The organism is Mycobacterium botniense (assembly GCF_010723305.1).
GTDB lineage: Bacteria > Actinomycetota > Actinomycetes > Mycobacteriales > Mycobacteriaceae > Mycobacterium > Mycobacterium botniense.
The window spans coordinates 329,351-341,213 of sequence record NZ_BLKW01000002.1 but is presented as its reverse complement, the minus strand read 5'-3'; the positions used below and the strand labels follow the sequence as shown (position 1 = coordinate 341,213).

9 protein-coding genes are annotated in these 11,863 nt (G+C 68.0%); 5 read left to right on the top strand and 4 right to left on the bottom strand.

Translation table 11 applies throughout. From position 1 onward, the window contains the following. Nucleotides 1-6: 6 nt before the first annotated feature. Nucleotides 7-1,737 carry an FAD-dependent oxidoreductase gene (locus G6N08_RS01825; protein WP_163753701.1) on the top strand — a complete coding sequence of 577 codons (1,731 nt, stop codon included), beginning with the start codon at nucleotides 7-9 and terminating at the stop codon, nucleotides 1,735-1,737. A gap of 20 nt (nucleotides 1,738-1,757) precedes the next feature. Here G6N08_RS01825 and G6N08_RS01820 read toward each other — a convergent pair whose 3' ends face one another. After that, on the bottom strand, nucleotides 1,758-2,672 hold the full coding sequence (locus tag G6N08_RS01820; RefSeq protein WP_163753699.1) for a TauD/TfdA dioxygenase family protein: 915 nt from the start codon (nucleotides 2,670-2,672) through the stop codon (nucleotides 1,758-1,760). Nucleotides 2,673-2,742: 70 nt separating this feature from the next. Between G6N08_RS01820 and G6N08_RS01815 the strand changes: the two genes are divergently transcribed. After that, nucleotides 2,743-3,312, top strand: coding sequence for a helix-turn-helix domain-containing protein (locus G6N08_RS01815; protein WP_163753697.1), 570 nt, complete (start codon nucleotides 2,743-2,745; stop codon nucleotides 3,310-3,312). 43 nt (nucleotides 3,313-3,355) lie between these two features. Here G6N08_RS01815 and G6N08_RS01810 read toward each other — a convergent pair whose 3' ends face one another. Further along, nucleotides 3,356-5,743 carry a glycoside hydrolase family 65 protein gene (locus G6N08_RS01810; RefSeq protein ID WP_163753696.1) on the bottom strand — a complete coding sequence of 796 codons (2,388 nt, stop codon included), beginning with the start codon at nucleotides 5,741-5,743 and terminating at the stop codon, nucleotides 3,356-3,358. Nucleotides 5,744-5,745: 2 nt separating this feature from the next. Then, the gene (locus G6N08_RS01805) at nucleotides 5,746-6,486 is read right to left on the bottom strand and encodes a beta-phosphoglucomutase family hydrolase (RefSeq protein WP_163753694.1); all 741 of its coding nucleotides are present in this window, start codon (nucleotides 6,484-6,486) and stop codon (nucleotides 5,746-5,748) included. 237 nt (nucleotides 6,487-6,723) lie between these two features. On the opposite strand from G6N08_RS01805, the gene guaA reads away from it, so the two are divergent. The 3 genes from guaA (at nucleotide 6,724) to G6N08_RS01790 (ending at nucleotide 10,757) form a co-directional block, all read left to right on the top strand. Further along, nucleotides 6,724-8,316 carry a glutamine-hydrolyzing GMP synthase gene (gene guaA / locus G6N08_RS01800; protein ID WP_174813237.1) on the top strand — a complete coding sequence of 531 codons (1,593 nt, stop codon included), beginning with the start codon at nucleotides 6,724-6,726 and terminating at the stop codon, nucleotides 8,314-8,316. A 149-nt stretch (nucleotides 8,317-8,465) separates the two neighbouring features. Further along, complete coding sequence (imuA', locus tag G6N08_RS01795; protein ID WP_163753692.1) at nucleotides 8,466-9,164, top strand: DnaE2-dependent mutagenesis accessory factor ImuA'; 699 nt, start codon at nucleotides 8,466-8,468, stop codon at nucleotides 9,162-9,164. A gap of 39 nt (nucleotides 9,165-9,203) precedes the next feature. After that, complete coding sequence (locus tag G6N08_RS01790; protein ID WP_163756530.1) at nucleotides 9,204-10,757, top strand: DNA polymerase Y family protein; 1,554 nt, start codon at nucleotides 9,204-9,206, stop codon at nucleotides 10,755-10,757. A 54-nt stretch (nucleotides 10,758-10,811) separates the two neighbouring features. On the opposite strand, the gene G6N08_RS01785 is transcribed toward G6N08_RS01790, so the two are convergent. Next, nucleotides 10,812-11,855: a nucleoside hydrolase gene (locus G6N08_RS01785; protein ID WP_163753690.1), complete on the bottom strand. Its 1,044-nt coding sequence runs from the start codon at nucleotides 11,853-11,855 to the stop codon at nucleotides 10,812-10,814. Nucleotides 11,856-11,863 lie beyond the last annotated feature (8 nt).

Sequence of the window (11,863 nt, the reverse complement as noted above, 5' to 3'; positions counted from 1 at the left end):
GATGCGATGCAGCCGGATTACGACATCCTGATCATCGGTTCGGGTTTCGGCGGCAGCGTCACCGCGCTGCGGCTCACTGAGAAGGGCTACCGGGTCGGCGTGCTCGAGGCCGGCCGCCGCTTCGCCGACGACGAGTTCGCCAAGACCTCTTGGCATCTGCGTAAGTTCCTGTGGGCACCCAAGCTGGGCTGCTACGGCATCCAACGGATCCACTTGCTGCGCAACGTCATGATCCTGGCCGGCGCTGGTGTGGGCGGTGGATCACTGAACTACGCCAACACCTTGTATGTGCCGCCGGAACCGTTTTTCACAGACCGGCAGTGGTCGCATATCACCGACTGGCGCGCGGAGCTGATGCCGCACTACGAGCAGGCGCAGCGCATGCTGGGCGTGGTGCGCAACCCGACCTTCACCGACGCCGACCGCATCGTCAAAGAAGTCGCCGACGAGATGGGGTTCGGTGACACGTGGGTGCCAACCCCGGTTGGGGTGTTCTTCGGTCCCGGCGGCGCCACAACACCGGGCACGACGGTGCCCGACCCGTATTTCGGTGGGATAGGCCCGGCACGCACCGGTTGCATCGAATGCGGCTGTTGTATGACCGGCTGCCGATACGGTGCCAAGAACACGTTGGTGAAAAACTACCTGGGATTGGCGGAATCCGCTGGGGCGCAGGTGGTCCCGATGACGACGGTGACCGGGTTCCAGCAGCGCGCCGACGGTGTGTGGGAGGTCCGCACCGTGCGGACCGGCCGCTGGCTGCGCAAGCACACCCGCACGTTCACCGCGCACTATCTGGTGCTGGCCGCCGGCACCTGGGGGACACAGCATCTGCTGTTCCGCATGCGCGACCAGGGCAAGTTACCCCGGCTGTCGCAGCGTCTGGGTGAACTGACCCGCACGAACTCCGAATCAATCGTGGGTGCGGGACGCCTGAAGGTCTCGCCTGATCTCGACCTGACGCACGGGGTGGCGATCACCTCATCGATTCATCCCACCGCTGACACTCATATCGAACCGGTCCGCTACGGCAAGGGATCCAACGCAATGGGGTTGTTGCAGACCTTGATGACCGATGGAGCGGGTCCCGAGGGTACGGTGGTGCCGCGATGGAAGCAGCTGGTGCACAGCGTCGCCGAAAACCCGCGCGGCACCCTGCGGCTGCTCAATCCGCGCCGCTGGAGCGAACGCACGGTAATCGCGCTCGTGATGCAGCACCTGGACAATTCGATCACGACGTTCACCAAACCGGGTATGTTCGGCCGGCGCCGGTACACGAGTAAACAGGGCCACGGTGAGCCCAACCCGACGTGGATCCCGATCGGGAACAAGGTGACCCGCCGGATCGCCGAGAAGATCGACGGAGTGGCCGGCGGAACCTGGGGTGAGTTGTTCAATATCCCGCTCACCGCGCACTTCCTGGGCGGCGCGGTGATCGGTGACAGCCCTGAGCACGGCGTCATCGACCCCTATCACCGGGTGTACGGGTACCCCACGCTGTTCGTGGTGGACGGGGCCGCGATCTCGGCCAATCTCGGTGTCAACCCGGCGCTGTCGATCACCGCGCAAGCCGAGCGGGCGGCCGCGCTGTGGCCCAACAAAGGTGAGGATGATCAGCGGCCCGCCCAGGGCGAACCGTATCGGCGGCTGGCGCCGATCCCCCCCAAGAACCCCGTCGTGCCTGCCGACGCGCCGGGAGCGCTGCGGTGGATTGATCCGCTCCGCCCGGCCGGTTGAGGCGGCGGCGCCGGGCCGGTTCAGCCCGCCGCCGGCTCCAGCGGTGCGCCGCTGACCACGCGGCTGCGCTTCCCGTCCACGCTGAGCGGCACATCGCCCATCAAGGTGACGCGGTGCATGAGCCGGTGCTGGCCGTCGTAGTCATCGATCGCGCGGTGCTGGGTAGCGCGGTTGTCCCAGATGGCGACGTCACCTAGCTTCCAGTTCCATCGGATCGTGTTCTCGGGCATGGTGATCCGCCGCTGTAGCAACTCGAGTAGCACACCGGACTCGTGGTTGTCCAGCCCGAGGAACCCCCGCACGAAAGCCCCGGCGAGCAGGGCGCGTTCCCCGGTCTCCGGGTGTACCCGCACCACCGGATGTTCGGTGCGGAAATCCGGCTGCTCGAATGCTTCGCGAAATGCGCGCTGCTGCGCGCTCAGTGATTGGGTCGTCACATAGTCGTATCGGTTGGTGTGCACCGCCCAGAGGCTCTCAGCGAGACGCTTGAGCGGTTCGGGCAGGGCGGCATAAGCCGCCACAGTGGAGGCCCACAGGGTCGATCCGCCGTAGCTCGGCAGGGTGACCGCGCGCAGGATCGACGCCGCAGGGTAGTTGGCGACGAACGTCACATCGGTGTGCCACTGCGTGGCTTTGCCGTAGTCGGAGTTGATCGGTGTGATCGTCGGGGTGCTGCCGGCCAGATACTTCGCCGCCGGGTGGCCGATCGGAGTGCCCAGCAACCTGGCGAACGCGAGCTGCTCGTCGTCGTCGAGGTGATGTTGGCCGCGAAAGAAGATCACCCGGTGGCGCAGCAGTGCCCGCCGGATCTCCTCGACAGTGGCCGCGTCCAGATCGCCGCCCAGCCGTACCCCGTCCAGCCGGGCGCCGATCCGGCTGCCCAGTTTCGTCACGGTCAGCGGTGTTGTCGACGGTGTCGGGGTCGTGGGGGTCATCGTGGTTCCTTCACTCTCCAATCGCCAACTGTAGTCAGTTGACTACGGTCATATCCGCTAGTGTAGTCGTATGACTACGGGACGCGCAACCGGTCGGCGTGCCGACATACCGGTCGGCCGGGAAGAGGTGGCGGCGGCCGTGCTGGCCGCAGCGGCTGACCTCTTCGCCGAGCGGGGTCCGGCCGCGACGTCGATCCGCGACATCGCGGCCCGCTCGAAGGTGAACCACGGGCTGGTGTTTCGCCACTTCGGTACTAAGGACCAGCTGGTCGGTGCGGTGCTCGATCATCTGGGCATGACGACGAGCAGGTTGATGCAGGCCGGGGCCCCGCCGGCGGAGGTGGAGCGGGCGTTCGACCGGCATATCCGGGTGATGGCCCGCGCACTGCTCGACGGCTATCCGGCCGGGCAGCTGCAGACCCGGTTTCCCGGGGTGTCGCAGCTGCTCGACCACGTGCGCCCGCGCTATGGCGATGAGCGCGGCGCCCGGCTGGCAGTCGCCAATGCCGTTGCTTTGCAACTGGGTTGGCGCCTGTTCGAGTCGTTTCTGCGCTCGGCGGCCGGTATCGACGAGATGACCGACGCGGAGTTGCGCGAGGCGGTAAGCGCCGAGGCGGCCCGGATCATCGAACCGCACTGACCGCAGGTCCGCACAGCCGGTCGCCGGCGGCTCACGGGCGCCGTCAGTCCAGCTGGCTGGACACCGGTAGGCGAGGCCGGACCAGGCGCCGGCGTGTCGGCTCGCGGCCCGGCGGCTGCTGCGGCGGCGGCAGCAGCGGCACCCGGGGTTGCAGGGCGACAGTGCAGGGCGCATCCGTGCTCAGCGTGAGATCCTCCCCGGCGTGCCGGATGGTCAGCGAACCGCCCGGCCCGTCGCGCAGGGTGTAGGTGACGTCGGCGTGGGTGACATGCACGGTGAGCCGAAAACCGTGCCAGCGCAACCGAAACCGCAAATCCGAGATGCCGTCCGGCAGGGCGGGGTTCAGCGAGAGCACGCCCTCGTCGTCGCGTACCCCGCCGAAGCCGGCGACCAGCGCGATCCAGGCCCCGGCCAGCGACGCCATGTGCAGCCCGTCGCGGGTGTTGTGGTGCAAATCGCGCAGGTCGATCAGCGCCGCCTCGTAGGCGTAGTCATGCGCGAGGTCCAGATGCCCGACCTCGGCGCACATCCCCGCCTGGGTGCAGGCCGACAGCGACGAGTCGCGTACGGTGCGCCGTTCGTAGTAATCGACGTTGCGGGCCTTCTGCTCGGGGGTGAACGCGTGGCTGTGCCACTGCATCGCCAGCACCAGGTCGGCCTGCTTGATCACCTGCGCCGAGTACAGCCGGACATACGGCGCGTGCAACAACAACGGGTACATCGTGTGGGCGGTGAAATCCCACTCGGCAAGGGTGGTGAACCCCTCGCATTGCTGGTGCACGCCCAGTTCCTCGTCGTAGGGAATGTGCACGGCGTCGGCGGCGTGACGCCAGGCGGCCATCTCCTCGGTGCTCACACCCATCGCGTGGGCCGCCTCGGGGTGGCGGGTACAGGCCTCGGCGGCCGTGCGCAGGTTGTGGGCTGCCATCAGATTGGTGAACACGTTGTCGCGGACGACGGCGGTGTACTCGTCGGGGCCGGTCACCCCGTCGAGATGCCAGACGCCGTGGCGGTCGTGGTGGCCCAGTGACAGCCACAGCCGCGCGGTTTCCACCAGCACCGCCAGGCCGCACTCCTTTTCCAGCGAGTCGTCCCCGGTGACCACCCGGTACCGCTCGAACGCCGCTGCGATGTCGGCGTTGACGTGCCAGGCTGCGGTGCCGGCCGGCCAGTAGGCCGAGCATTCCTGCCCGCGGATGGTGCGCCAGGGAAAACACGCGCCGGCCAGACCGAGCTGGGCCGCGCGCTCCTTGGCCAGGTCCAGGATCGACGCCCGCCACCGCAGCGCGTCGGCGGCCGCGCGCGGGGCGGTGTAGGTCAGCACCGGCAGCACGAATGCCTCGGTGTCCCAGAAGGCGTGCCCGTCATAGCCGGTGCCGGTGAGCCCCTTGGCCCCGATCGCGCGCCGCTCGGCGCGCGCGCTCGCCTGCAACAGGTGAAACAGCCCGAAGCGCACGGCTTGCTGGCTTTCCGGGTCGCCCTCGACCTCGACGTCGGCGCTGTCCCAGAAGTCGTCGAGATAGGCGCGCTGCGCGTCCAGCAGCCCCTGCCAGCCCGAATAGCGGGCGCCGGTCAGCGCGGCGGCGGCCTGGTCACGCAGCGCCGGGCGGGACCGCAGGCTTGACCAGCCATAAGCGAGGTATTTGATAATGCGCAGTTTCTGGCCCGGGCGAAGCCCACAGATCACCGTGGTCCGGGCCAGATCCGGTCGCGCGTCGGTGGAGACTTCGACTCGGCCGGGCACCTCCACCTCGTGGTCCATTGCCGCGGCCATCATCAGTCCGCTGGCCTTGGTCCGGTGCATCAGCAGCGCCCCGTGGCCGATCTGCTCATGTTCGACGGCCTCCAGCGGGTGCTCCAAAACGGCCGCCACCCGCGGGTCGCCTGAGATCTCCGGCTGGTCCTCGTTGGTCACCAGCTCGGATTGCACTGTGACCCGGACGAATTCGTCGAGCGCTTCGACCACGTACTCGATGGCCGCGACGGCGCGGTGTGCCAGCGACACCAGCCGGGTGGAGCAGATCTTGACCTGCGTGCCCGCAGGTGAGCGCCAGTGCGCGTGGCGGGTCAGCGTCCCGGCCCGCAGGTCGAGCACCCGCTCGTGGCTGAGCAACTCGCCGTAGCGGACGTCGAACGGCTCGTCGCCGACGAACAGGCGCAGGATTTTGCCGTTGGTGACATTGACAACGGTCTGGCCCGCCTCCGGATACCCGTAGCCGGCTTCGGCGTAGGGCAGCGGGCGCACTTCATAGAACGAGTTCAAATAGGTGCCCGGCAGCCCCCACGGCTCGCCTTCGTCGAGGTTGCCCCGTAGCCCGATGTGCCCGTTGGACAGCGCGAACACCGATTCCGACTGCGCCAGGATGTTCAAATCCAGCCGGGTCTCGCGCACATGCCAGGGTTCGACGGTGAAGGCTTCCTCGGTGATCATGATCAGGCCTCCAGCAGTTCGGCGAGATCGGTTACCACGATGTCGGCGCCGTTGCGGCGCAACTCCTCAGCCTGACCCAGCCGGTCGACCCCGACGACGAACCCGAAGTTGCCCGCCCGGCCCGCCGCCACGCCCGACAGCGCGTCTTCGAACACCGCCGCCGCATCCGGTTCGACCCCGAGCAGTTGCGCGGCGCGCAGGAACGAGTCCGGGGCCGGTTTGCCGGCGAGGTGTTCTTCGCGCAGTGTCACACCGTCCACCCGCTGCTGCACGTACCGGTCCAGGCCGCTGACCTCCAGCACCTCGCGGGTGTTGGCGCTGGAGGACACCACCGCCACCGCCAGACCAGCGTCGGTGACCGCCTGCAGGTAGCGGCGCGAGCCGTCGAACACCTCGACACCCTCATCGTGCAGGGTCTTTTGAAACATGTCGTTTTTGCGGTTCCCCAGACCGTGTATCGTCTCCGCGTCCGGGGGATCGCCGGGATTACCCTCGGGCAGTTCGATGCCGCGACTGCTCAGAAAGGACCGCACCCCGTCCTCGCGCTTTTTACCGTCGACGTATCGGCGGTAGTCGGCAACCGGATCGAAGGGGACGAACTTTTCACCGGTGCGCTTGGCCCGGTGGGACAGGTAGGCGTCGAACATGGCCTTCCAGGCTTTGGTATGCACACTGGCGGTGTCGGTGAGCACACCGTCGAGGTCGAACAGACACGCGTGTACCGTCTCCGGCAAACCCAGCATATGGACCCCCTTCCGGGCATTCGGCCGCTACCACCTCATCTGCCGTCGGCGCCGGCACGTTCACGCCGATATCGAAACAGTCAGGTCGACCGCCCCCATCCCGCCGCGAATGCACGTCCTGTATATCAGGTGCGGGTCGCTGAACGAGCGCCTGCATCAGGCCGCAGGGGCCGTGGCCGCACAGCTGACGTGCGACGCCGGCACCGGCGGCACCGGCCGCCACTAGACTGAAGGACCGTGGCCGAATCTGCTGATCCCGGCGCGGGCGGGCCGGCGCCGCCCCGCCCGGTGCTAGTCATCGATTTCGGTGCGCAGTACGCCCAGTTGATCGCCCGCCGGATCCGGGAAGCGCGGGTGTTCTCGGAGGTCATCGGCCACACAGCCTCGGTGGAGGAGATCAAGGCCCGCGATCCGCTGGCGCTCGTGCTGTCCGGTGGGCCGGCCAGCGTCTATGCCGACGGGGCTCCGCAATTGGACTCGGCATTATTCGACTTGGGTCTGCCGGTGTTCGGCATCTGCTACGGCTTTCAGGCCATGGCGCAGGCCCTTGGCGGCGCCGTCGTGCGGACCGGTACCCGCGAGTACGGCCGAACTGAACTGAAAGTCCTTGGTGGCGAGCTGCATTCGGGATTACCGGAGACTCAGCCGGTCTGGATGAGCCATGGGGATGCCGTCACGGCCGCCCCGGCGGGATTCGACGTGGTCGCCACCAGCCCGGGTTCGCCGGTGGCGGCGTTCGAGAACCGGGAGCGGCGCCTGGCGGGGGTGCAGTACCACCCGGAGGTGATGCACACCCCGCACGGTCAACACGTGCTCAGCCGGTTCCTGCACGATTTCGCCGGGCTGGGCGCGGAGTGGACCCCTGCCCACATCGTCGACACCCTGGTCGAGCAGGTACGCAATCAAATCGGTGCTGGCCACGCTCTGTGCGGGCTGTCCGGCGGTGTCGATTCCGCGGTGGCCGCAGCGCTGGTGCAGCGTGCCATTGGTGATCGGTTGACCTGTGTCTTCGTCGATCACGGGCTGTTGCGCGCCGGCGAGCGCACGCAGGTGCAGCGCGATTTCGTCGCCGTCACCGGCGCTCATCTGGTCACTGTCGACGCGGCGGCGACGTTCCTCGACGCGCTGCGCGGGGTGACGTCACCCGAGGGTAAGCGCAAGATCATCGGCCGCCAGTTCATTCGCGCCTTCGAAGGTGCTGTCCGAGATATCTTGGGCAACAATCTTTCTGGAAAGAGTATCGATTTTCTGGTGCAGGGCACGCTGTACCCGGACGTGGTCGAGTCCGGCGGAGGCAGCGGCACCGCGACCATCAAAAGCCACCATAACGTGGGCGGCCTGCCCGGCGACTTGAAGTTCAAACTCGTTGAGCCGCTGCGGTTGCTGTTTAAAGACGAGGTGCGTGCAGTCGGTCGGGAGTTAGGTTTACCCGAAGAAATCGTTGTGCGCCAGCCATTTCCAGGACCAGGTTTAGCGATCCGTATCGTCGGTGAGGTCACCGCACAGCGGCTGGACACGCTGCGGCGTGCGGACGCGATCGCCCGTGAGGAGCTGACCGCCGCAGGCCTGGACAAGCAGATCTGGCAATGCCCGGTCGTCCTGCTGGCCGATATCCGCTCAGTCGGCGTGCAGGGCGACGACCGCACCTACGGGCACCCGATAGTGCTGCGGCCGGTGTCCAGCGAAGATGCGATGACCGCCGACTGGACCAGGGTGCCCTATGAGGTGCTGGAGCGTATCTCCACCCGGATCACTAATGAGGTCGCCGAGGTCAACCGGGTGGTGCTGGATGTCACCAGCAAACCGCCGGCCACCATCGAGTGGGAGTGATTACCCGGTCCCGAACAGGGTTTCCCCCTTTGCCGTAATGAGCGGTTGACGTTGTCGAGGGCGGGGTGTTTACTCGACTGTATCGAACATATATTCGAAAACAGTGGAGAGTCCGGTTCCGGCTGCCCGGTGGGTCGCAGGAGGTGATGATGACGGCGGCTCTTGCCTCCGATCAACGTGATGGCGACCGTGCTGAGCAGCTGAAATTGCTACGCCGCCGGATGGCGGCGCTATCGGAGAAGGGGGGTGCCGGACGTGCCGGTCATCCCTCTGAGCGTGCTCAGAGGGATGACCTGCTGCCGGTGTCGGAGACCACGCTGGCCGTCCCGGAATTACTGACAGATGTGCTGCCTGAGGCGTTGCCACGCGGGACGGTGGCGGTACTGTCGGGAGCCCGGTCGCTATTACTGAGCATGGTGGCTGCGGTGACGGCCGCCGGCGGGAATGCGGCCATCGTCGGGCAACCGGACATCGGATTGCTGGCTGCCGTGGAGATGGGAGCGGATCTGAGCCGGCTCGCAGTGATACCCCATCCTGGCGCCGATCCGGTGGGGGTCGCTGCGGTGCTCACGGACGGGATGGATCTGGTCGCGCTTGACCTGCGCGGGCGTGCGGTGCCGCCGGCCCGGGCGAGGGTGCTGACGGCCCGTGCCCGTCACAAAGGCTGCACCCTGCTGATCACCCACGGCGACTGGCAGGGGGCGTCGATGCGGTTGGAAGCCCGGGTCTGCGGCTATGAAACCACCTGCGATACCGCTGTTCCCGGGTTCGGGCGGATCCGCAGGGTGCGGCTTCAGATTGGCCGGGTGCCCGGGCGGGGACGCACCCTGCGGGCACCGGCGGGATGAGGTGGTCCGGTGGCCTCCCGGGTGTTGGCGATCTGGTGCATGGACTGGCCTGCGGTCGCCGCAGCAGCCGCTGCAGACCTCCCCGCGACGGCCCCGGTCGCAGTCACCCTGGCCAACCGGGTGATCGCCTGCTCGTCGGCCGCCCGTTCGGCGGGAGTGCAGCGCGGCCTGCGACGGCGGGAAGCGGTGTCCCGATGCCCGCAACTGCACGTCGCGACCGCCGACCCCGACCGCGACGCCCGTTTCTTCGAGAGGGTGGTCGCAGCGGTGAACGAACTGGTCCCCCGCGCCGAGGTGCTGCGGCCGGGACTCCTGGTCTTGCCGGTGCGCGGGGCGGCCCGCGTTTTCGGATCCGAGCCGGCAGCGGCCGAGCAGCTGACCGACGCGGTGGCCGCCGCCGGCGCCGAGTGTCAAGTCGGCATTGCCGATCGCCTGTCGACTGCGGTCTTCGCCGCACGCGCGGGCCGTATTGTGGCGCCGGGGGAAGACGTCCCGTTCCTCTCCGCGCTGTCGATCCGCCAGCTCGCCACCGAGCCCAGCCTCTCCGGCCCCGGGCGAAAAGGGTTGGCGGAACTGTTGTGGCGGATGGGGATTCGCACCATCGGGCAATTTGCTGCGCTCCCGCGCGCCGAGGTGGCGTCCAGGTTCGGCGCCGATGCGCTGGTTGCGCACCGGTTCGCCTGCGGTGAACCGGAACGTCCGCCCTCCGGGGGCGGGCCGCCACCGGAACTGGATGCTGTGCTGCACTGCGACCCGCCGGTCGACCGGGTCGATGCCGCGGCATTTGCCGGACGCTCGCTGGCTGCCGCCTTGCATCACAGACTGCTCGCTGCCGGAGTGGGATGCACCCGGCTGGCCATCCATGCCGTCACCGCCAACGGCGAAGAGCTGAACCGGGTGTGGCGATGCGCTGAGCCGTTAACCGAGGACGCCACCGCCGACCGGGTGCGCTGGCAGCTGGACGGGTGGTTGCACAATCGGACTATCGACCGCCCAACGGCGCCGGTGACACGGCTGCGGCTGCAGGCGATAGAGGTGGTGTCCGGTGCGGCGCTGCAGTTGCCGTTATGGGGCGGTCTCGGTGAAGACGACCGGCTGCGGGCCCGCCGGGCGCTGGTCCGGGTGCAGGGCCTGCTGGGACACCAGGCGGTGCAGGTGCCGGTGCTCAGCGGTGGTCGCGGGCCCGCCGAACGTATCACGCTGACACCGCTGGGCGACGAGCCGGTGCCGCGAGCTGACCCACACCAGCCGTGGCCCGGTCGAATACCCGACCCCGCACCAAGCGTCCTACTCGATGATCCAGTGGAATTGCTTGACGCCCAAGATCATCCGGTGCGGGTAACTGGTCGGGGACTGTTTTCCGCCGACCCGGTGCGGCTGACCGCCCACGGTCGAGACGACCGGGTGCGCTGGTGGGCCGGACCGTGGCCGGTTGACGAGCGGTGGTGGGCCCCGGAGGGGGCGGGTGGTCCGGCGGGCCGCACCGCCCGCGCCCAGGTGCTGCTGGCCGGCCGGTGCGCATCTGATCCCGGCACCGCGCTGCTGCTGTGTTACCGCCGGCGACGGTGGTATCTGGAAGGAATCTACGAGTAACGGTTTTTGCGCCGAACGTGCAGCCATGGCGAAAAAACCGCGAAAATACCGCCGTCAGTGCACGTTCGGCGAGCCAAGCCGGCGAGCCAACACCCCGACCTGTGTGATGAACCGGTCGAAGAACACCGCCGGGTCGACGTCGATACCAATGAGCGCGTTAGGCTTTCGGCCCCAACGCCCCGACCAGTCGACAACAGTCATGCCGCGGGTCAGGGTCCCGGCGAGCTCGACGTCGACCGTCGCGGGCCGCGCCGTTACCAGCCCCGGATCCAGCGCGACGGCGGCAGCCAGCGGGTCATGCAGATGCGCCAGATACCCGTGGCCGCGGTCATCGTGGGCCTCGAAGTAGAACCGCATCGCGTCTTCGATCACCCGGATCAGCGGATTCGGCGCCGCCGACCGGGTGCCGCGCTCGTCATGCGGGCTCAGTATCGTCGTCGCCGAGTTGGCGGTGGCCGCCAACTCGGCGAGCAGCTCCGGTGTCATCGCGACCTTCTGGGTCAGGTCCAATCCGCACACAATCACATGCGGCTCGTCCCCGCCCGCTGTGGCAGCCCAGCCGGCGAACACCTCGGCAGCTGCCTCGGGGTCGGCGCTGATATTGAATTCCGCCACCGGTGTGGTGTTGCCGCGGTAGTCATATGCTCCGCCCATGATCACCAGCCGGCGCAGCAGCCTCGGCAGGTCGGGTTCGGCGCGCAGCGCGAGCGCCAGGTTGGTCAGCGGCCCAGTGGCAACACCGACCAGCGTGCCGGGATAGCTGTGCGCGGCACGCACCCAGGCCGCGGCGGAGTCATAATCGGTGAGCCGGCGGTTGCTGGGCGGCAACTCAGCGTATCCCAACCCCCGGCTACCGTGGGTTTTCTCGCCAGTGCGCAGCGGGCAGCTCAGGGGCTGGTCGGCTCCCCGCGACACCGGTATGCCGGGGGCGCCGCACAACTCGAGCAGACCGAGGTTGTTCGCGCAAACCTGCTGCACCGCAACGTTTCCGCCGGTCGAGGCGATACCGACCACATCCGCGCCGGCAAGCAGATACATCAGGGCCAGCGCATCGTCGACGCCGGTGTCCACATCGGCGAAAACCGGGGTTACCTCCACTGCGGATA

Bases quoted from the DNA above. Each gene is read 5' to 3' on its own strand.
- G6N08_RS01790 (WP_163756530.1), top strand. From the start codon at position 9,204: ATGGACTGGCCTGCGGTCGCCGCAGCAGCCGCTGCAGACCTCCCCGCG.
- imuA' (WP_163753692.1), top strand. From the start codon at position 8,466: ATGACGGCGGCTCTTGCCTCCGATCAACGTGATGGCGACCGTGCTGAG.
- G6N08_RS01820 (WP_163753699.1), bottom strand. From the start codon at position 2,672: ATGACCCCCACGACCCCGACACCGTCGACAACACCGCTGACCGTGACG.
- G6N08_RS01815 (WP_163753697.1), top strand. From the start codon at position 2,743: ATGACTACGGGACGCGCAACCGGTCGGCGTGCCGACATACCGGTCGGC.
- G6N08_RS01810 (WP_163753696.1), bottom strand. From the start codon at position 5,743: ATGATCACCGAGGAAGCCTTCACCGTCGAACCCTGGCATGTGCGCGAG.
- G6N08_RS01825 (WP_163753701.1), top strand. From the start codon at position 7: ATGCAGCCGGATTACGACATCCTGATCATCGGTTCGGGTTTCGGCGGC.
- G6N08_RS01805 (WP_163753694.1), bottom strand. From the start codon at position 6,486: ATGCTGGGTTTGCCGGAGACGGTACACGCGTGTCTGTTCGACCTCGAC.